Below are 21,921 nucleotides of genomic sequence, written 5' to 3' on the forward strand. Positions count from 1 at the left end.
ACTCACATCCAGTGATCACCTGTTAGGCGCGCAAGTCAATTGCGGGCCTAGCATTTGGAATGATCCCTGGATCAACTACTTCAGGTCCTCGCCTCTAAGTATCAGAAAGGTAATTGAACGATGAATTCACTTGCCCGGTTGGGTCGAGCGCTTCAGGCTGCTTTCATCGACCCACGGTCTATCGGATTATTAGCTTTCACTTTTGCGATCATTTCAGGCGCTTCAGTGTTCTATCACTACGTAGAGAATTGGGGCTGGCTGGACTCCGTTTACTTTTCAGTGATGACGATATCGACTGTTGGGTATGGCGATTTTTCACCTGACACCATTGCCGGTAAAGTTTTTACCATCGGATACGTGATTGTTGGGCTCGGAGTGTTTGTAGCCATGGCAACAGCGGTAGCCGATGCCATTCTGGCGCAACGTCAGACAGATCGCGATACTCGCGATTGAAGCGCAACGTTTTTGTCGGCGAAGCGGCCATTGATGAACGGTGCGGCGAATGGCGGGTTTGTCCGCATTTGTGGAAATAGAACTGCTAAATTTCACGGCAATATGAATGAACGTCCGCTTTTCTTGCTGAGTCGCAGCCAATGGGTTTGCACATTTCATCGCAGCGTCTGCGAAAGTCAAAAACGGAATGCTTCCGCCAAGGACTTGAAGCGGTCGTTCGATTGTCTGGCCGCGACCTTTGGCAACGAGAGGGGGCGGACGCTCTGGGTAAGATCAAAGCATCCATTCGATCGGGAGCCTCGCTATGAGCCAGGCCACGGCTCTCTGGATTCTGCTGGTCTCGGGTTCGACCTCGTGTGTTGTCACCTGTCCATCTGCGCCTGTTTCAATCCAGATGAGGTTACCATCATTGGATAACTCGACCCGATATGCGAACGCTGGTTTTGCGAGTTGCGATGCAAGCGCCTCTGCGATGGAGCGGCTTTCGATTAAGAGCCCCATCTCGGTGTTGAGACTCGCAGAGCGAGGGTCGAGATTGTAGGATCCAATAAAGACTTTCTCTCCGTCAAACGCGAAGACCTTTGCATGCAATCCCGAGGCCGATCCGGCAAGGATCTCCGGCAGACTGCGATCGCGACGCCTTTCGCGTAGTGCATGAAGCTCCAACAGTTCCACACCGGATTTCAGGAGATCTTCGCGATAACCCATGTAGGCTGCGTGAACGGGCATGACATCGGTTGCGTCGAGCGAGTTTGTCAACACGCGGACATTTACCCCTGATCGGGCCAGACCCTCCAATATCTCTGGCCCCCTTTCGCCGGGGATGAAATACGCCGAAACCAGATCGAGGGACGTTTGAGCCTGCAATGCCAGCCTGACGAGATGTTCAACCATCATCCCGTCGCCATCAGCATTTCCAAGCCCCTTTGCCGGGTCATCAACGATTAGCGTGACGTCGCTCCACTCGAACTTCAAATTTCTTTCGGCAATCCTTTTTGCGAGCGGGTTTTCGTCAATCGCCTTCTGATAGCCGGCACCGGAGGCAGACTGTCGCGCAATCTGCGCCGCGTCCAAGATTGTCTCTCCGTCAGTCGGTGTGAGAAAAAATGCTGCGTCATAGGCCGATTTACTGTTCCAATAATCGTCAAAGGCCGCCGATACCTCTTTAACGATCGGTCCGATGGCAAAAGCGTCGAGGTCGAGATAGTGGGTCCCAGTACCGTAGTCGAAATAAATATCCCCAATATTGCGCCCGCCCACGATGGTGGCGACACCATCGAACGTCATGGACTTGTTGTGCATACGGCGATTTAAACGCCTGAAATCATACGCGAAGGAGAGAAGTTTCGGATCCCTGAATGTGAACGGGTTAAAAATGCGAACGCTTGCAGTTGGCATCTCGTTAAGTTCCGCCAACAGAGGGTCGAGCCCCGAAATACCGTTGTCGTCGATCAGGAGCCTGACGCGCACACCGCGCTCGGCAGCGGCCCTAAGTTCATCAAGAAGCATCAGACCGGTCACGTCTTTTTGCCAAATGTAGTACTGCACATCGATTGAGGATACCGCAGCATCTGTTAGAACAGCCCGTGCCGCGAACGCGAAACGCCCATCGAAAAGTGGGCGAACGCCATCGAGCCCTGGATTGCGCTCCATGGCGCCTTGAATGACCCGGCCGAGTGGCCCTTCCCAATCCGGTTCCAGTCTGTTCGTGGGAGCTGAAAAATTCTTCTCTGGCAGAGGGAATACTGTTCTCAACACCACCGCCCCGATGGTAAATAAAGCCGCAATCACCAATAACCACTTCAAGAAACGCATATGTTGGTCCAGCCTCCATGGCCTGTCTTACGATCTACAACCCTTTATCTCCGGCTACCGGAAATTCCAAATCTTCAATTCTCAATGACGACAGTCGCCGATGAAAACCAGCGCAGGTCAGTTCCGAGCCCCAAAACAGCCGAAAAAAGGCGCCGCCTCGCAGTTGGTGACGCCTTTCACGCTTTGACAGCCTAAACGAAGTTCTATCTCCAGTCGCAAATCGAAAAAACTGGAGTCAACCTTCCGGCGTATACCAGATCGGCGAGGTGTAGGCGCGTTCCTGATGCTTCAAGACGCCTTCGGCCGGAATCTCTGAGCCAAGCTTGACACGGTCATAGGCAAGCCACGTTGGCGTGGGAATTTCCAGGATGCGCACATAGTAGAAGGCGCTGCTGGACGGATCGAAATCCGGGTCTTCCCAATAGGCTGCCAATGCCGCCTCTCCAATAGTGTTGGTATAGGTCGCGGTATTCAGATCGACAGTGTCTCCTACAGGGCGGTCGCAGCGATTGTTGTCCGAAATCGCTCGTTCGTCCGAGCAGGCCACGTCGTATATCCGTTCCTGAGACACTCCGTTGGCATCAAGCCAACCCTTCACAATCTGGATCCGGTCGAGGTTGGCACCATTCGGATCACGCAAGGCGCGGACCATCAGTTTGGGCGCGCGCCCCGCGGGTGCCGCGGTCATGTCGCCGCCCATGGGCACACCGCTTGCATATCCGATGGTGGCAAAGTCCGGCTTGAACACATCGTCCTCCGTGAAACTCCATCCGGCGAAGACCCTGAGCACTGGTCGCGTGCCGGTAGAAGCATATACCTCCTTGCGGGCCATCGCGTCCCATATCGCTTTTCGGGTATTCTCCCGAGCCCAAACACCGGCCAGCGCTCCAGCCGTCGTCTCCCAGTGTTTGACCTGAACGCCTCCGTCACCATCTGGACGTCGATCTGAAACAACGTCGTCGTCATAGCGGAATTCTCCAGTGCCCGGCTCCACCCCGGAGAATTTTCCAAAATAGTTTTCTTCACGCGTGCCGGCAAGTGAAGTGTGGGAGTCGCTCGATCCGATCATGCCGAATTTGAAAGGGTTGATGCCAAGCGCTGCCTGCTGCTCCAGGCCGAGCTTCAGCGCACTGCGGGCGTATTCATTTGGCAGCATTTCGGGCGTCTTTGCTTCGAAGCCAAAGTCGCCTTTGTCCCAGTTATGGAATTCCGCGAACTCGTCCTCGGGCGAAAGGAAAGGATGCGCTTCTCCATCGCCTTTGCCCTGAGTTACCTCGTAGATTGGTTCCCAACGCATCCGCCGTTTTGCATAGGCCGCGTCGATTGGCTCGCCAGCTCGGGTCTCAACGTCAAACATCAATCCATTAGATAAGTTACCGTTATGTGGGATTGCGAGTACCTGCCCGCCGGTCCTCTCCTCGTAACCTTCAAGGTAGTTCCACAAATCCTCTGGATCTTCGGAATCATACGCGGAGAATGGTAACACTAGCTTCACACGGTCGTCGTCATCCCGGAACAAAACCACGCGGTGTAGATTCTTTACGTTAGGAGACGAGGTCCACTCAAAAGCATGCAATGAGGTGAAGACACCCGGTTCATTGTGGAGTTCGACGGTATCAATGAGCCGTTCCCACATGTTCCTTTGCAACGCAACGTTTGGCATTGGGTTGATGCCGGTCGCCACCCCTTCTTCGCCCCACTTGCCATAGGCGCCATAGCTGTCCCCGGCCTTGACGAGATCGTGTACTTCCTTGCCCCATCGGTCGCGAAGCAGCGCCGCGTCCGACTCCTCAATCATTACAGCCAAGCCAAGGTTCTCCGCGTGATCCGCTACGACGAGAAAATCAAGTGGCTGGATCAGGCGCGCCTCCACGCCAGACGAGGATACAACTTTCTCACCTTTGGCGAACCGTAAGGCAGTGTCAGGAGGAAGGCGATTTCCGATCATGCCTGCATCGGTCGAGTAAGACGTGTGTAAATGCGTATCGCCCCAGAAAACTTGTGTGGGATGCCCGCGGTAGAGATACGGGGAATACTTCGCTGCGCCGATATTTACATTGTCCTCGGTGATCGACACGTCAGCTGCAATCGCGGTGGTCGATGCAAGGCATGCGCATAAGCCAATCGCCGCGATTTTCATTTTCAAAGGTTTCACTTTCTCTTTCCCCCACAAAAGTTAGAGCTGATTTTCAACGCTTGGTCGCCATTTGCATTGGCAATATCATTGGCAAATGCTTAAGACTGTCAGCTGCAGTCATTTGGGGGAAGAATTGGTGAAGAAAGACAGTTATGTTGAGTTGAGCTGCGAAGGCTGGCTATCGGGCGTACCGGTTGAGTTTGGGAGGGAACTCGTCTCGCTCGGAGAGTTACGGAAGGCGAACACTGGAGAGTACGTCCATCGAGCCGGTAATCCGCAGGACGGGTTGCGTGGCATCGTCTCTGGAGCATTTGCTATTGAAATGGCGCCATTTGAGCGCGGACCGAACCTTCTACATCTCTTTCGATCGGGCGATTGGATGGGAGAAATTGAATTAATTAAGGGATTGCCAAACGTCGTATCAGTCAAGGCCACCCGCCCTAGTGAGTACATTCACATTGCAACACCTGATATCAAGAAGTTAGCGTCTGCTAATCCGGAAACTTGGCGTTGGATCGGTTCATTGGCGGCAGAACATCTCCTAACCGCGATGGGTATCATGGACGACTTGACTATCCGTGACCCGAGCAGGCGCATTGCAGCCTTACTGTTGCGTCTTGCGGGTGTTAGAAGCATCGATAGACCCATCGAACCCGAACCGGAAATCGATGCAACACAGTTTGAACTATCCCACTTTACTACGTTGTCGCGCGCTACGATTGCAGGGCACCTCGACCGATTTGAGAAAGCTGGATTAGTCGCACGTTCTTACGGCAGAGTTAAGTTAACCAATACCAAAAAGCTGCGTGAACACCTGGCAACGTACTAACTGCTCCAGAGTTGAGCGTTTTGAAAATCTCAAGCAGGCGCACCGTTAGTTTCGTCCGCTCGGCATTTGATGGCGAACGATGCGCCGAATGGCAGCTCAGGCGGAACTCGGTCATAGCTTCATCGAACTTCGCTGCGGGGGGAGCCACCCGAAGCCTGAGCGCCGGGCTGAGCACCTGTCGCACTGGTGGTTGAACACATTCCTGCGCAATTGCGTCGGTGGACGATCTGCAGAACCGTCTGCTTCACGTTAGTGCGTCGACTTGGTCGTCATTCGATGCGTCCGGGAACGTCAACAATTCGCGACGGAACTTGTCAAACCAAGGCTTGTCAGTCGGGATGACCAGTTTGCCCGACCTGATCCAGTCAGTGTGCGGGATGAACCGGTCCAGTTTACTGGAAACGACGTTGATACCCATGTAGACGCCCGCCGTTTTCTTTCGGAATTCCTGCAGGATGGACGACCCCATGGCAGAGTCTTCAAGTAAAACTCGATCAGCATACCATTTCTTGCGCTCGCGAAGAATGGCGGCCTTGAGCTCAGTGATGTTTGTCCGTTTGCGATAGACATCCAACAGATACCAGCGCTCTTCGAAATCATGCCACCCGAAGGTCAGGCCCACCGAGTAATCGCATCGCGGACCATCTTTTGCTGCCGTGTCCCAGCTTTGGACCCTGCGCGTGAAGAGCGCCTCATCGGGCAGCGTATCGACCAGATGAAGGTCATCCATACTGAGATATTCGTTTTCAGCGTCGCTCGGGTTTTGCTGGTATTGAGCCTGAAACGCATAGTTGCCAATGTCCGCTTTGATCTGATCCAGAACCTCCCGTGGTTCCCTATTCGGGCTGAGCAGATCGCCCGGACGCCGAGCCCAATCGCGATTGTTATAGAGGAGAATGTCCTCAGGAATCTCGGCGATCGACGGCAGGCACAAGTGCTCAAATGTCTCCTTCTCGAGCAGGTAGGCGGAGAAGTCATCAGGATGAAGGCGCTGCTGAATAGAGACAATCCGACCGGTCCGTTTGTCGTTCAGCCGCGAGAACAGGGTCTGATCAAAATAGTCGCGCAACTCCTGACGATAACTGTCATGGCGCATCTCTGAAGGTTTGCCCAAATCGTCAATGATGATGAGGTTCGCACCAAACCCGGTGATGCCACCACCGATGGAGGACGACTTGCGCCCACCCCCTACTGTCGTTTTCATATGATCAAACCGGTTGTGTTTTGGATCCAGTTTCATCCGCGGAAAGAGACGCTGATAATACCGGCTCGTCACCAGGCGGCGGAACGGTGCTGTCAGACGGATTCGAACCCGTCTCTGCAAGGACAATGAAGCTGCCCCTTATGCCGCGCCGAGGGCGCGCCACTCTGCGAGAGCGGCGGCGCGGTTGAGCTTGAAATTGTCTCTGCTGTAGAGGGCGCGTTCCTGATTGAAGTGATTGCAGACGGAGGCATGAACGGAGGCGAATTTCTGCAAACTTCGCATGCTGCGGAAGCGCTGCATGGCCCGTTCTCGTCGTCGAAACGGCAGGTGTGAATTCTCAACTTTGTTATTTTTCCAGCGGCCAGTCTCCTGCCTCTGCTCGTTGCCGATTTCCTTCATTGCCGCCCCGTAAGAACGGAGTTTGTCGGTCACCAGGATATGAGGGTGACCGTGACGCTTCATGGTTTTCCTGAGGAATTTCAATGCTGCTTTGCGATCGCGGCGTTTGGTGACGTAACTTTCCAGCACCTCGCCCTCGTGATCCACGGCACGCCAAAGGTAATGCGTCTCGCCATTAATCTTCACAAATACCTCATCCAAATGCCACTGCCAGTTCGAGTATGCGCGCATCTGCTGAACTCGTTTGCGGCGGATTTCAGCGGCAAACATCGGGCCAAATCTATTCCACCAGTACCGCACCGTTTCGTGGCTGATGTCGATCCCGCGCTCGTGTAGCAGGTCCTCGACGTTTCGGAGCGAAAGTGGAAATCGAACGTACATCATGACCGCTAGGCGGATAATCTCGGGGCTGCTGTGAAAGCCCTTGAATGGGTCTGTTTTCATCATGAGGATAGGCTACGGAAACGCCCTGCCCGCTTCAACGCCAATCCTTCTGACAAGACCCCCGTCTTAGTTAGATTGGCCGACGACCGTTTCATCCCGCAAAGCTGTCATCAGGGTGTTGTCAGACAAATGCGAACCAGTCTCTGCAAGGACAGTAAGGCTGTTCCTTATGCCGTGCCGAGACCGCGCCACTCAGCCAGAGCAGCGGCGCGGTTGAGTTTGAAATTAGGTCGCGTTGAGAGGCTTCGTTCCTGATTAAAGTGATTGTAAACGGATGCGTGAACGGCGGCGAATTTCTGCAAACTTCGCATGCGCCGGAAGCGGAGCATCGCCCGTTCTCGTCGTCGGAAAGGCAGATGTGAATTTTCCACTCGGTTGTTCAGCCAGCGGCCGGTGTCTTGGCGGTGTTCCGCACCGATTTCTTTCAGCGCAGCGCCGTACGATGCCAGCCCGTCCGTCACAATCACTTCAGGATTGCCGTACTTGCGCATTGCTTTCTTTAGGAATTTCAACGCGGCCTTCTTGTCGCGCGTCTTTGTGACGTAGCTTTCCAGAACTTCGCCTTCATGATCGACAGCCCGCCATAGATAATGCTGCTCACCGTTGATTTTTACGAACATCTCATCCAAAAGCCAGCGCCAGCGACTGGATTTCATAGCCTCAATCCGGCGCTTTCTTATCTCGGCAGCGAACAACGGGCCAAACCGATGCCACCAATATCTCACCGATTCATGACTAACATCGATGCCGCGTTCGTGGAGCAAATCTTCCACATTGCGCAGCGACAGCGGGAAACGGACGTACAGCATTACCGCCAGGCGGATTATCTCACGACTTGTTTTGAAATAGCGAAATGGGTCAGATTTTGTCATCTTCAGACGTTACGAAACCGTCCTGCCCGGCTCAAGTCAGTTTCTTCTGACAAAGCCAAACCATGCACTAACTTTCAATCTGGACCAATCAAGTGGGGCTGCTCAAGCGATAGCATTTGGCCTTTTTCATCCGTTAATTTTAATGGTTAACAATTGCTTTCGTACAATCGAAAGTAGTAGGCTGCGCACGTGATCGTGAGGGTCGGTTTTGTGGATGAACTTGAAAAAGTACTGAGCAGCATAGGTTTTTCTCAATACCTTGATGCTTTTGTGCAAAATGACATTGATATGTCGCTTATTGACGATCTTACCCTCGATGAATTAAAGGAAATCGGGATTGACTCGCTGGGCCATCGGAAGAAAATCTTGGCGGGCCTCAAGAAGGCGGCGGAGACCTACGAGCCATCGAACACTGCGCCCTCGTCGACAGACCTTGAAGGGTCTACTGATGCAGAGCGAAGAGACGTCACCACAATTTTTGCCGATCTCAGCGGCTACACCGCGTTGTCGCGCGAATTGGACAAAGAAGACCTGCACGATGTGCTCTCTAGTTTGTACGAACGCTTCAATGAGATTGTGGTGCGTATGGGCGGCACGGTCGACCGTCATATCGGCGATTGCGTCATGGCAGTGTTTGGCGCTCCGGTCTCTTTTGGCAACGATAGTGAACGGGCTTTGCGCACGACCATCGAGATGCACCGCGCCATGGAAGAAATATCTCGAAGATTTGGGCGTGAACTGACCGTGCACATCGGCGCTGCAGCGGGAAATGTTCTATTCTCCAAAAGAGGTTATGGTCACCGAAAAGATCAAGACTTCACGTTAACAGGCGATACTGTGAACTTGGCATCCCGCCTTGCCGATCAGGCGGCGCCTAGGGAAACACTGATCGACGACAAGATTTTTCTGTCTCTCAGCCAGCGCATCGAGTGCGGTGCGCCCGTGTCGCTGGAAGTCAAGGGTTACGATACTCCGGTTCTTGCACACCGTTTCGTCGGTTTTGGGAGAGCTGTCGCGCAAAGCAAAATCGTCGGACGCGACAGAGAAGTCGATTTGCTGGGTAAAGCACTTGATGGGACCGTCTCCCGCCGGACGGGAGAAACAATATACCTGCGAGGAGACGCCGGTATTGGCAAGACAAGGCTGGTCCAGGAAACGCTTCAGGCGGCCAGGGCGAAAGGTTTTCAAGAACACTTCGCGCTGTTTCTTGACTTCGGTCTGGGAGACTCAGCGTCGCCCGTCAACAAGATCATTAGCAGTATGTGCGGTCTTGGCGAGCACGCTCAACATTCGGCCGTAATGTCGACGATCAAGCGATTGACTGAAGCGAACGTTCTCAATGAAATCTCCACGCTCTTTATGGTTCAGATCCTCGGCGTCAAACCGGATCATGACATGTCCGTGATTTTGGGCGCGATGAGTGACACCGCACGCATGGAAGGCCTGCATGAAACGATCCGGCGCGTCGTGCGCTACTTCTCGGCACAAACGCCACAGATGATCGTTTTGGAGGATATCCATTGGGCGGAGCTCAAAATGCTGCCCATGATAAATATTATCGTCGAAGAGACTCAGGCAAATCCGATCTTTCTTTTGATTACATCACGTATGGAAGGCCACGTGATGGATATGGACATTGCGCCAATAGACAGCTCCGCGCGTGTAAGGGCGATGACTCTGGGCGCGTTGAAAGCGACTGATGCGATGGAGCTTGCGCAGATGACCATCCGCGTGACGAACCAGATGGTGGATGAGTGCATTGAGAAGGCACAGGGAAACCCTCTTTTTCTCGTTCAAATGCTGGCTCATGCCAACGACGTGGATGGTCTCGTTCCGAGTTCGATCCAGAGCTTAATTCAAGCCCGCTTTGACCGCCTTGCACCGCAAGACAAAAAAATACTGCATGCGGCAGCGGTGCTGGGACAACGTTTTAAGATGAGCGCTGTCACTCAAATTGCAGACCTGAGCGTATATGACGAACGTCCCTTGCTGGACGCGGCTTTGATAAAACCCATCGATGACGGATATCTTTTTGCCCATGCTCTGATACGTGATGCCATTCTCAGAACCATTCTGCGGAAGGACTTGCGTGCATTGCATTTGGCAGCCGCTAATTGGTTTGAGAAGCGCGATGTCGTGCTCTACGCGCAGCATCTTTCGTTCGCTGAAGACCCGAGAGCCGCCAACGCGTTTCTCGCGGCGGCGCGTGACGCAAGGGATGGGTTCAAAGCCGAGGATGCTCTAGAATTTGCGCAAAACGGGTTGAGCTGCGATCCCGAGGCAGAAACGCGCGGTGCTCTTTTGCGGGTTAAAGGCGATGTGCTGCGGGAAACGGGTGACAGCGAGAAATCCATAGCGTGTTTCCGCGAGGCGCAGAAATGTGCAGCGCATGCGTTAGACAAATGCCGCTCGATGATCGGCATTGCTGCGGCTATGCGTATCCTGGACCGGATTGATGAAGCATACACGGTTCTTGACGAAGCCCAGACCATCGCCGAAGGTGGCGAGCTTTTGTCTGAGTTGAGCAATATTCACTATCTGCGTGGGAGCCTGCATTTTCCACGAGGTGCTTTGGACGATTGCCACAAAGAACATTCTAAATCCCTTGAGTATGCGCAAAGAGCAGATTTGCCGGAACGACAAGCCTTGGCGCTGAGCGGGTTGGGGGACGCCGCTTATGCGCGCGGCAGAATGTTCACAGCTCACAAGGTCATAGAAAACTGCCTGCAGCTTTGCGAGCAGCATGGTTTAGGTGCCGTGCAGAGTGCTAATCTGTTCATGTTGGCCACTACAAAAATCTACATGAATCAAACCGAACAAGCACTTGCCTGTGCCTTGCAGTCGGGCGAATTGGCGCAAAAACTTGGAACCCACCGTCCGGAAATCGTGTCACGACTGACAGCAGGCTGGATTCTCACGTCGATGGCGCGTTATGCCGAAGCACGCTCCGAGATCAACCGGGGAAGCAAATTGGCGGGGCGCCTCGGTGCCAAACGCTTTGTACCCTTTTTGGAAGAGACACTTGCTCGCATAGAGTTTGAACAGGGCAATGAAATTGAAGCAGAGCAACTCGCCGAGGCAGCGCTCAGGAAAGTCCGTGATATGGGCCTCGATACATTCATTGGCCCTTGGGTCATGTCCACTGTTGCACTGACAACATTAAACCCTGCGCGACGCGTTGAAATTCTGGAAGAAGGGGAGGCTTTGCTCGCCAAAGGTTGCGTGGGTCATAACTACTTTCGGTTTTACCGGAATGCCATGCAAGCTTGCCTGAACGCAGAGGCGTTCGATGAAGCGGAGCGTTTGTCCACGGCCCTCGAAACCTACACTTCAGCAGAACCGACGCCATGGTCGCAGTATCACATTCAACGGACCAGAGCGCTCGCAAATAAAGCGCGCGGCAACCCAGACAACGATGCATTGACAAAACTTCGAACGACGGCCGAAGCGGCAAGCCTTTTTAACGCCATGCCGGTCATACGCAAAAAACAGTATCAGACGGCGGTTACCTGAAACCGATCGTACGCGCAGGAGAGGAAACACCCCATGGCCGACACACAAGCTTTGGAGACGGAATCGACGCAGGTTGTAAATGACGATCAATGGGCGGTTGTTCTTGAGGCTTTGCCGGATGCGGTGACTTTAAGCGAACCACCGGAATTGAGAGCATCGTTCAATGTCTTGAACGTTTCTGAAGGTGATATCCTGCCGCCAACCGGGATGTTTGTTGTCCTTGAAGGCAGCGTCGCCCTTTTGCAGAATGACGAGAAACTAGCGCAGGCTGGCGCGGGTGATTACTTTTACGAGGCGCACCTCGCATATTCGGAACTGCCCGTTGGTTTGACAGCGCAGGCACAGCAAACCACGACGCTGGCCTGCTTATCGCGCAACAAGTGGACCGATCTGAAAGACGAGACGCGCGAAGTGTTTGTCTCAACGCTTTTCGGCGACCTCGTGAACGTCTACATGCAGGACTTCCAGCAATCCATCAATTGCTGCAGCGTCACCGCCGCGGCACTGAGTATGACGGCGCTTGGCTTCTCTTGCGAGGTCAACGACATCTTCCGGAAGGTCAACTTGCCGAGTTCCTATGTCGTCAACACGGGAATAGCGCTGGGTGAGCTTTTCGATATCGCATGCAATTACATCCACACTGTTGGTCTTCGGGATCGGGTCAAGGTGACGCCGTTCTTTATGGACCCTGAAACAACGAGCGCGGAAACGTTGATGGAAGCCATTCTCGAATCCGAGCGTGTGGCAGGTAAAGACGACATCATTGTTGCCAATTTTCAGGTAGGCATTGCCCATGGCCGTCCGATGCCCGGCGGGCATTTTGCCGTGATCGCCAAGTGCAACCCGAGCACCGGTTTGCTTCACATGATGGACGTTCACCCGGAGAAATATGGCAAATTGTGGGTGACGACTGTGGGTCGGCTTTATGCTGCTATGTCCGATCGCGATGGAAGCTCGCATCGCGCGCGGGGCATACTTCGGTTCTCGGCCCGAGGTGCGGTCGCAACCGAGCTCAAGGCTATCAAACGTGAGATCCGTTACGTGGATAGCACGATTCATCTCAACATCTCGAATGACAAACGACATGAGATGTTCAGACGCTCCACTCCCAACCTCAACGGTTTGAGCGTTCTTGCAGAGAGTTTCGAGATTTTTGGAGATAACGGCGCCAGCGAAGACAAGCTGATGCAGGTCGCAGAACTTTCATATACGGAGTCCCTCAGCAAGGTCCGGTCGGCTGCAGAGCTCACCAAAATCGCGCGGCTGTATCTTGCGAAAATGGAAGACCTGCATGTAGAAGCCGAATTTCGATCGTTCAATACCAGAACTAAAGACAGCCCCGACACGCCGGAGGCCTGGTTCGAGGCGCAATTACAGACCCTCAAGCGGCCCCAGAACCAGAAGGAGAAAAAAAAACGTCACTTGCAGATCAACATCGACTTGAACCAAGTGCTCGGGCACAACGCGGTGGCTCTGCCCAGTAGCGAATTCACTGAAACAACCCTCTTGCAAGAGTTCTGGTGCCTTTGCATCGCATACGATGAAACAACCGATTACGTCACCCTCGTGGACATGAGCCCTGCGACTTCACAAGTTTGGCAGATACCCCGTACCACCCTCTTTCATGGGCTGCGCGACAACAAAGACCTCGAAATGGTCGTGCTGCAGGAACGTGAAAAGCCGCGTGATCCCGGTGACGTTCAGCGGTTGATCGACGAGAACAAACTGATCCTGTTTTATTCCGACGACGATCCGTGGTCCTACATGCTGCACAGTGTGCTCAACAACATCGGCGCCGAGGATCTGGTCGAGATTGATGTGTCCGGCGACGGCACGCTTGCGACACGCATGCGGCGGCAGCTTGAAACGATGACCGGCAAACTGACGGTGCCGTACCTGTTCTTGGAAAGGCAGTACCTCGGGAAAAGAAAAGACATCATGGATTCCTACATAGCCGGACGGCTTCAGGAAGACATCAAGAAGGCAGGTTTGCGCGTCTTGTTGAAAACCGAGACACCGAGCCTTGAGCACAACGACTACGGATATCCCAAAGGTGGTTTGACGGACCCGCGTGACGGGAAACGCAACGTGTTGCTATGCGCCTGCGGGTCCTCTGCGGCGGATAAAGTGCCGGAGCTTGTGCAAAAGCTCACCGACCTTGGCCACAACGTGAAACTGATACCTTCGCCGCACGCTGAGCATTTTTTTAAAGATGTCAAAAAGCGAGAAGAGCGTCCGTACGACATCTACGACCATATCACCCCCAAGGATGTTTATCGGGACAGCGATGAATGGAATTTCCGTTACACTCAGTTCGACATGGCAGTACGCGCATCTCACCTCGCCTTGTGCGATTGGGCGGATTGTGTGGTTGTCGCGCCGATCACATGCAACACCATGGGCAAAATTGCGCATGGTATCGGAGACACTCTGCTGACGTCAGTTTTTGTCGCCTGGCAGTATCAAACCAAGCCCGTGATATTCTGCCCTGCCTGCAACACAAATATGTGGAACAACATCACGACGCAGAACAATATAGCTATCCTCAAGCGTCTGGGTGGAACATTCGCGGGGCCGCGCCGGTCCACACTGTCGAATGGCACGCTCGGCATTGGTGCCATGGCAACACCTGACGAAATCGTTACGGCACTTAACATTGCGTTTGACGATCTGGACCATCAACCGGACCGGGTTATCAAGTGGGCAAAAGAAGCGGCAATGTCGCGTGACCCTCTCCTTTGGGAGCGCATCTTCAGAATGATACGAGAAGACGTGGTCGGCGTGCACGTTCTCGATCACGAAACGAAAGATACATTGCTTCATTTTGCATGTGGTGGTCCCGGCGAAATATTGGGCACAGGAACGACCCATGGCATTGAACATGTTGCAGCTGTAGAAGAGTTGCTGAAGTTCGGTATCGACGTGAACAGCGTTAATGTCGCCGGTTACTCCGCGATGCATGTTGCCATCAAGAACGGTGCCGAAGATATCATCAAACTGATCCTCAACACCGGTGAGTTCAAGATCCTGAGTTGCATGCGGATGTTGGCGGATTCGAAGGTTGAACTGTCAGACGAGACCCTAGAATTGCTCAACGGTTGGGCCAAGAACATGAGTCACGACACTCTCGAGCTTGAAGTTAACGACGAGGACGAGTCACTGGACGACGACAACGACACGACGTATCTCTACTTTACGTATGGTTCACTAAAGCGTGGCTTCCCGAACTTTGAGAAAAACGCGAAGTTGCTGAGCGATTTTGTCGGGGTGGCTACGACCACGCAGGCCTTACCTCTTATCGTGCAGAAAACACCGGGCTGCAACAATCCTAATTGCGGTTTTTTACACCGAATGGCTACGCTGGTTGACAAAAAAGGGTCGGGTAAACATATCAGCGGTGAAGTCTACCGCGTGACCGCACAGGGCCTGAAAGAGCTCGATAGGCTCGAAGGTTACGACCCCAACAACCACGAAAACAACACCTATGTGCGCAAGACAATTGCCGTTGAGGTGGAAGGCAAGACTGAAAAGGCCTTTTGTTATTTTATAGTAAACGCCGCGCAATATGAAGCTGCGGTCTCCGCAGGTGAGTCTGAAATCGTTTCCGAGTACACTCAGGAAATGGCCATCGCGATACCGAAAACAGAGAGCGTTTAGAATATGATACAGCTGACGGGCTTTGACGGGCTCTTTCGCATTCAGCGATAGGGCTAGGCTCGTCACTCTAAAGTGCTTGAGCCGTTGCCGTTGGCAAGACGCGTTTGGTCCCATCGAAGGCGAAGCCACTTTATGATGAGCGGCATTCGTAGGCAATCAAATCGTCAGCTTTGGGCTGTGGTTTCAACGGGTCGCTGCAACACAGGCCTCAAACGTCTCTGCCGGTGTATGATATTGCAAGGTCTTTCTGGGCCGCTCGTTGAGCTGGCGTGCAACGGCACTGAGTTCGGCCTGACTGAAGCCTGAGATGTCAATGCCTTTTCGGAAAGTATTGCCTGAGAAGGCGGTTGGTGTTTTCGTTACTACCATGCTGCCACGGAGACTGTGGATCACAAAAATAGACGTCGATCTTGGTCGCCATACTTCATGCTTAACACTCCATCTTACCAAAAAGATTAAAGTGTTGCGTCGACCCGTTGAAACCGCTAGGCAAACCTGCCGCTCGAAAAGAAACTGAATGTTTAATTGAGAATCCGACTTGTTTTGCTTATCAGATCACGGGGTTCCCTGAACATCGAATAGCCAGTTTTAGTTGCCTAAGCCGCCGAAATCGTTGTCAATGAAGTGAAACTCACTCAGATGGAAAGAAGGCGACTGACATAACGTAATGACGCACCTATATCGCTCGGTTTTCATATTTTTTCTTTGCCTCGCCAATATGGCGTCGTTGCCTCTCGCAGCTCAGACGGTTGATCACCCGCTGCGACCTCCGCAGACCGGCAGCCCGCAAGCGACACTGCAATCCTTCGTAAATGCAATGGACGAAGTATACGTGATTGCAACGGGAGATGGCGCACGCGGCAGTGACACAGTTTTGCCGCTGCGCCGCGCCGCAGCTACGATAGACATGTCCGCTTTCCCGGCCGAAATTCGGCGGAGTCAATCCATCGAAATGGCCCTGATGTTGGACGAGGTGTTAGACCGCATCGGGCTTCCCGACCTTTCGACGGTACCCTCAGCGGCCTCAGAGTTGCCGGAAAAATGGCGTATACCCAATACGCCGATTACAATATCGCTCATTGATGAGGGACCGCGTTCGGGCGAATACCTATTCACAAGCCAAACCGCTCAAAACATACGCGAGTACTATGAATCGGTGCGCGATCTTCCTTACTCAAACGCCACTACGCCAGGTCTCTATACAGCATATCTCACAACGCCCGGTCCCGGAATTGCGCTGCGCTGGAGCGAACGCCTGCCAGAATGGAGTAAGAGAACCGCGTTTGACCAGACCTATTGGCAGTGGACCGCGCTGTTCGTAATCGCATTGCTTATTGTGTTGCAGTTTGTGCCAATCCTGCGTGTATCGCGTTCAGTCGCCGGCGCAGAAACCGAAAACCAGGAACGAGCGAGACGCCGTCGACAGTTTATGACATTGCTTGGTGCACTGGTACTCACAATAGCTGCGGCCTGGTTCGTGGACGAAATCGTCAATCTCACTGGCGATACTCAAATCACTGTTGCTTATGCCCTGGCCTTACTGCGCTTTGTGTTGCTGGGCTGGATCGTGATTGTTGCCGGAAACTTGTGTGTCGATTTGGTGAGTTGGGTACGGGGATTGGAACAGAACTCGGCAGGCGTGCTCTTATTGACGGTTGTTAGCTGGATCGTCGTGGGACTGTTTCTTTTCGCTCTGGTTGTGGCCGCAGCACAAAGGTTTGGTTTCCCTGCATACTCCGTCGTCACCGGTCTTGGCGTGGGCGGCATTGCTATCGGGCTCGGTGCACAGGCTTTAGTGCGGGATATCCTGTCTGGCGTTTTCTTCCTGATGGATGACGCCTTCCGCAAAGGCGAATACGTCAAAGTCGGCGATGCGATGGGCAATGTCGAGAAAATCTCGATCCGTTCGATGCAACTGCGCCATCACCTTGGGGCCGTTCATACCATCCCTTATGGGCAAATTGCCCAGGTCACGAATTTCAGCCGTGATTGGGTTATCGTTCAGCTCAGTTTTACGGTGCCCTACGAAACCGATCCCAAGTTGATTAAAGGGAAATTCAAAGAAATCGGCGAAGACATGATGGCCGACCCGGCCTTTGCCGAAAGTTTCATTGAGCCTTTTAAGAGCCAGGGTGTGTTTGACTTCGATGATGTGGGTATGGTTGTCAGGGGCAAGTTTATGACCAAGCCAGGTGAGCAATTCACCATTCGCGCAGAACTGCAAGCACGCGTGAAGGCTGCTTTTGATGAGGCTGGTATAAACTTCGCACGCAAAGAGGTTCGAGTTGCCATGCCAGATGTTGAAAGCGCCACCGGCCAATCCAATTCGGAACAACGTGCTGCGGTTGCGGCTGCAAGCGCAAGTGAGCCATCAAAATCATGAACCATTATCGGACGGGGCGTTACTTCGTCCAACGCGTTCGATCTAAGCTGTTGGCCACGGCATACCGCTGGTTCCTGGTGCATTTGCGATGCCTTGGCCGCTGTTCATGTTTGCGCAATGGATGCGTCGCGCCGATATTTGGGCGCTGTCAGACCAATTCGAATTCGTCTCTGCAAGGACAATATGACTGCCCTTTATTCCGCACCGAGACCGCGCCACTCAGCCAGAGCGGCGGCGCGGTTGAGTTTGAAATTCGTTCGACTTGAGAGGCTGCGTTCCTGATTAAAATGGTTGTAGACGGAAGCGTGGACGGAGGCGAATTTCTGCAAACTTCGCATCCGTCTGAACCGAAGCATGGCTCGCTCTCGTCGTCGAAACGGCAGGTGTGAATTCTCCACTCGGTTGTTCATCCACCGGCCCGTTTCCTGCCTGTCTGCGGCGCCGATCTCTTTCAGCGCAGCACCATATGAGCGCAGCAGGTCCGTAACGAACACCTCCGGGCAACCATGCTTACGCATTGCTTTCTTTAAGAATTTCAACGCCGCCTTCTTATCACGGGTCTTCGTGACGTAGCTTTCGAGCACCTCGCCCTCGTGATCGACGGCCCGCCAAAGGTAGTGCCGCTCACCGTTGATCTTGACGAACATCTCGTCAAGATGCCAGCGCCACTGATCCTCCCCCTTTGAAGTGGTCCGCCCCTATAGTTAGGAAACGGAGGATCAAAGATGGGAATCAAGCGACACAAGCCGGAAGAGATTGTCACGAAGCTGCGGCAGGTGCTGTCAGACCAATTCGAACTCGTCTCTGCAAGGACAGTAAGGCTGATCCTTATGCCGCACCGAGACCGCGCCACTCAGCCAGAGCGGCGGCGCGGTTGAGTTTGAAATTAGGTCGACTTGAGAGGCTGCGTTCCTGATTAAAGTGATTGTAAACGGATGCGTGGACGGAGGCGAATTTCTGCAAACTTCGCATGCGCCTGAAGCGAAGCATGGCCCGTTCTCGTCGTCGGAACGGCAGATGTGAATTCTCTGCCCTATTGTTCATCCACCGGCCGGTTTCTTGGCGGTGTTCCGCACCGATTTCTTTCAGCGCAGCGCCGTACGATGCCAGCCCGTCTGTCACAATCACTTCTGGGCTGCCGTGCTTACGCATTGCTTTCTTTAAGAATTTCAACGCGGCCTTCTTGTCGCGCGTCTTTGTCACAAAGCTTTCCAGGACTTCGCCTTCATGATCGACAGCTCGCCATAGATAATGCTGCTCGCCGTTGATCTTCACGAACATCTCGTCCAGATGCCAGCGCCATCGGCTGGATTTCAAACCCTCGATCCGCCGTTTTCGTATCTCCGCCGCGAACATTGGACCGAAGCGATGCCACCAGTATCTCACCGCTTCATGACTGACATCGATGCCGCGTTCGTGCAGCAGATCTTCCACGTTGCGCAGCGACAGCGGGAACCGGACATAGAGCATCACCGCCAGGCGGATGATCTCTCGGCTCGTTTTAAAATAGCGAAATGGATCAGGTTTGGTCATCCGACGAGGCTACAAAACCGCCCTGCCCGCCTCAAGTGATTTTGCTCTGACAGAACCATCCGCTTCGTGCACACGCTGCTGGATCAGCACGATTGGATCATTGCCGGGATCATTGAGACGGCTGAGCAAAGTTGAACGATACCAGTCCAGCACCGCGTTGCGCTTGACCTCCGAATTCATATCTTCGGGCTTGTGCGGGTCATCAATCAGGATGATATCCCCGCCCCGCCCCGTTAATGTGCCACCCACAGAGGTCGAGAAACGTCCACCACCCTTTGAAGTTTCAAAATCATTGCGCGCGGCACGCCCCCGTTCGATCCGCGTGGCCGGAAAGCACTCCTTGTACCAGGGCGAGTCCAATACCTTCAGACAATCCATCGCCAGTTTCTCTGACAATCCCTCGGCATAAGACACTGCAAGAACCCGCTTGCGCGGATTACGGCCCAAAAGCCAGGCCGGGAACGCCACCGAGGCCGCAATCGACTTCAATGACCGCGGCGGCATGGTGATGATCAGGCGCGTGATCTCGCCCCGTTCAATCCGTTCCAATTGATGTGCAATCGCATCGATATGCCAGTTGTGCTGATAGGCACTGCTGGGATCAACGGTGGCAAAGACCCGCTGGATGAAGCTCGAGAGATCCTGGCGCAAAACGGCGTTGAAGACGTCAACCGGGTTCAGATCATTCGCCATCGCCCTGATCCTCCCCGTTGGTCGCACTGCCAAGACTTTCAACATAACGCTGCAGGATATCTTCCTCACTGGCATACAGATTGCGTTCTTTGGAATGTGCCGCTCTTTCGGCAGATCGCTCATCCGCCATCGAAAGCAAGCGGTTCAGTGCCCGTCCGTCCCCTTTCAAGGCTTTTTCCCTGAGCCGCATGAGAGCTGCCAGCTGCGCCGAGACACTTTTTTTCCGACCATTCTCGGTGACCGTGATCTTCGAGCCAAGAACATCATCAAGATCCTTGTCAAAGTTGCGGCTCCCCTTTGGGCGGCCCTTCGGGTTGCCGGAACACCCCTCCTTGAAGCGGGTTTTCTTTGGCGGCTTGCCGTAGCCAACCGTGTCGTCGTCGTCCCCGTCCCGGCTCATTGCACCACCTCCCCTGCAAAGGCTGCTTCAAGGGACAGGAACGACACTTGATCGCCAGCCCGAACCGGAACTTTGCCGGTTTCCTGGTGCCATCGGCGCAGGATCACATCCACATAGGCCGGATCAATTTCGAGACCGTAGGCGATGCGTCCGCAGCGCTCTGCCGCGATCAGGGTGGACCCGGATCCCAAGAATGGATCCAGCACGATGTCTCCCCGTCTGGAAACATCCAGAATCGCATCCTTCACCATCTCAACCGGCTTGGCTGTGGGATGGGAGCGCAGTTCCTCCATCCGCCCCTTGCGGAACGTGTTCACCCCGGCATAGGTCCAGACATTGGTGCGGTTGCGCCCGAACTTGCCCAACTGCACATTGTTGCGATGCGTGGCCGTGCCCTTGCGGAACACGAAGACCAGCTCGTGTTGCGATCGATAAAGACTGCCCATGCCACCATTGGTCTTGGCCCAGACGCACATATTGAGCCATTGATCGAACGCGGCCAGTCCCGCCGCGCGGATTTCCCCGACGTGGCGCCAGTCCATACAGGCAAACCACACCGCCCCGTCACGGCTATGTGTGGCGCAATGTAGGAAGGTGTCCGTGAGGAAGCCTTCAAATGCCGTTTCGGTCATTTCTCCGGACGCATGTGCAAACTCGCGATGTTGCACTTTGCCACTCCCGCAGACATGACCGGAGATCGGCACATTGTAGGGCGGATCGGTAAACCCGAGATCGGCCGCGTTCCCGTTCATGAGACGCGCATAATCCTCTCCGTTGCGCGCATCCCCACACAGCACCCGATGCTTGCCCAACAGCCACAGATCGCCGGATTGGCAAATGGCCAGCCCCGAAGCATCAGGCTCCTCGACAGTATCTGCCGGGGCCTCGGCCGCCTTGACGCCTTCAAGGATCAGATCAATCTCGGGGACATCAAACCCGGTGATTTCCAGATCAAAGTCCAGATCCAGTTCCGAAAGATCCGCCAACTCCGACGCCAGCAACTCCATATCCCAGCCGGCATTCAGCGCAATCTTGTTATCCGCCAGCATCAGAGCCCGTTGTTCAGGCGCGCTCAGATGGGTGATCCGGATGGCCGGAACTTCCGTCAACCCCAGTTGCAAGGCGGCCTCCAGACGGCCATGCCCGGCGATCACGCCATTTGCTTCGTCGATCAGAAGCGGATTGGTGAACCCGAAGGTTCTGATGCTGTCGGCAATCTGCCGGATCTGTTTCTTGTCATGGGTGCGCGCATTGCGCGCCGAAGGGGTGAGAGTATCGACATTAACGATGCCATAAACAGGTATTCTTACCATTGGAATTACTCCGAAGTTCAGGACCGCAAGAGCACGCAAATGACGCACCCAGCAGGCGTTACAATTTAACGGTCCTTTTTTCGAAGTAGTATTTCTCTACCTCTGTCGCCTGATGTCAGACATCTCGTCTTGATCAGCCATAGCGGGCATCCCGCCCTGTCTCAGAAGCTTGCGCTTTGAGCACCATGACACTGTCACATTGCGCAGCCCGCGTAAAGCCTTTTATCTACATGCTGTGTTCCACCCAAACTAAAGCTACAGCATGTTGAGGAGCGA

Annotated in this window: 14 protein-coding genes and 2 pseudogenes; 5 read left to right on the forward strand and 11 right to left on the reverse strand. The window is 53.9% G+C overall.

What is annotated here, in order from left to right:
* Positions 1–120 precede the first annotated feature (120 nt).
* Positions 121–453 (forward strand): potassium channel family protein, encoded by a 333-nt coding sequence (locus OLX72_RS20310; protein ID WP_114871427.1) that lies wholly within the window; start codon positions 121–123, stop codon positions 451–453.
* 273 nt (positions 454–726) lie between these two features.
* Here the strand turns inward: OLX72_RS20310 and OLX72_RS20315 are convergent, their stop codons facing one another.
* Together OLX72_RS20315 and OLX72_RS20320 are read right to left on the reverse strand one after the other, a co-directional pair.
* Entirely contained in the window at positions 727–2,268 is a 1,542-nt protein-coding gene (locus OLX72_RS20315) for a phospholipase D family protein (protein WP_114869176.1), read from the reverse strand.
* Positions 2,269–2,503: 235 nt separating this feature from the next.
* Positions 2,504–4,423, reverse strand: a complete 1,920-nt coding sequence (locus OLX72_RS20320) for a DUF3604 domain-containing protein (RefSeq protein ID WP_433989458.1) — start codon at positions 4,421–4,423, stop codon at positions 2,504–2,506.
* A gap of 118 nt (positions 4,424–4,541) precedes the next feature.
* Between OLX72_RS20320 and OLX72_RS20325 the strand changes: the two genes are divergently transcribed.
* Complete coding sequence (locus OLX72_RS20325) at positions 4,542–5,234, forward strand: Crp/Fnr family transcriptional regulator (protein WP_186437462.1); 693 nt, start codon at positions 4,542–4,544, stop codon at positions 5,232–5,234.
* Positions 5,235–5,478: 244 nt separating this feature from the next.
* Here the strand turns inward: OLX72_RS20325 and terL are convergent, their stop codons facing one another.
* The 3 genes from terL to OLX72_RS20340 form a co-directional block, all read right to left on the reverse strand.
* Complete coding sequence (terL, locus tag OLX72_RS20330; RefSeq protein WP_433989459.1) at positions 5,479–6,438, reverse strand: phage terminase large subunit; 960 nt, start codon at positions 6,436–6,438, stop codon at positions 5,479–5,481.
* Between the two features lie 138 nt (positions 6,439–6,576).
* Positions 6,577–7,284, reverse strand: a complete 708-nt coding sequence (locus OLX72_RS20335) for an IS6 family transposase (RefSeq protein WP_433989460.1) — start codon at positions 7,282–7,284, stop codon at positions 6,577–6,579.
* 164 nt (positions 7,285–7,448) lie between these two features.
* The gene (locus OLX72_RS20340; RefSeq protein WP_433989461.1) at positions 7,449–8,153 is read right to left on the reverse strand and encodes an IS6 family transposase; all 705 of its coding nucleotides are present in this window, start codon (positions 8,151–8,153) and stop codon (positions 7,449–7,451) included.
* Between the two features lie 210 nt (positions 8,154–8,363).
* Here OLX72_RS20340 and OLX72_RS20345 point away from each other — a divergent pair, with 210 nt between their 5' ends.
* The gene (locus tag OLX72_RS20345; RefSeq protein ID WP_433989462.1) at positions 8,364–11,666 is read left to right on the forward strand and encodes an adenylate/guanylate cyclase domain-containing protein; all 3,303 of its coding nucleotides are present in this window, start codon (positions 8,364–8,366) and stop codon (positions 11,664–11,666) included.
* Positions 11,667–11,699: 33 nt separating this feature from the next.
* Entirely contained in the window at positions 11,700–15,323 is a 3,624-nt protein-coding gene (locus OLX72_RS20350) for a flavoprotein (RefSeq protein ID WP_433989463.1), read from the forward strand.
* Between the two features lie 183 nt (positions 15,324–15,506).
* Here OLX72_RS20350 and OLX72_RS20355 read toward each other — a convergent pair.
* Positions 15,507–15,747 (reverse strand): annotated as a pseudogene (locus tag OLX72_RS20355) (IS30 family transposase); the annotation flags it as partial.
* A 243-nt stretch (positions 15,748–15,990) separates the two neighbouring features.
* On the opposite strand from OLX72_RS20355, the gene OLX72_RS20360 reads away from it, so the two are divergent.
* A complete protein-coding gene (locus tag OLX72_RS20360) occupies positions 15,991–17,706 on the forward strand; it encodes a mechanosensitive ion channel family protein (RefSeq protein ID WP_433989464.1) in 1,716 nt (571 codons plus the stop codon).
* Between the two features lie 194 nt (positions 17,707–17,900).
* Here the strand turns inward: OLX72_RS20360 and OLX72_RS20365 are convergent.
* The 5 genes and pseudogenes from OLX72_RS20365 to OLX72_RS20385 all read right to left on the reverse strand — a co-directional run.
* Positions 17,901–18,374: pseudogene (locus tag OLX72_RS20365) on the reverse strand (IS6 family transposase); the annotation flags it as partial.
* Between the two features lie 160 nt (positions 18,375–18,534).
* A complete protein-coding gene (locus tag OLX72_RS20370; protein ID WP_433989465.1) occupies positions 18,535–19,239 on the reverse strand; it encodes an IS6 family transposase in 705 nt (234 codons plus the stop codon).
* A 9-nt stretch (positions 19,240–19,248) separates the two neighbouring features.
* Positions 19,249–19,932, reverse strand: coding sequence for a hypothetical protein (locus OLX72_RS20375; RefSeq protein WP_433989466.1), 684 nt, complete (start codon positions 19,930–19,932; stop codon positions 19,249–19,251).
* Entirely contained in the window at positions 19,922–20,332 is a 411-nt protein-coding gene (locus OLX72_RS20380) for a DUF5681 domain-containing protein (RefSeq protein WP_433989467.1), read from the reverse strand. Before OLX72_RS20380 ends, OLX72_RS20375 begins: the two co-directional genes overlap by 11 nt.
* A complete protein-coding gene (locus tag OLX72_RS20385) occupies positions 20,329–21,645 on the reverse strand; it encodes a DNA methyltransferase (RefSeq protein WP_433989468.1) in 1,317 nt (438 codons plus the stop codon). The genes OLX72_RS20380 and OLX72_RS20385 overlap by 4 nt, the downstream gene beginning before the upstream one ends.
* Positions 21,646–21,921 lie beyond the last annotated feature (276 nt).

The sequence above is a fragment of the Sulfitobacter sp. TBRI5 genome (assembly GCF_051013555.1).
Classification (GTDB): domain Bacteria; phylum Pseudomonadota; class Alphaproteobacteria; order Rhodobacterales; family Rhodobacteraceae; genus JL08.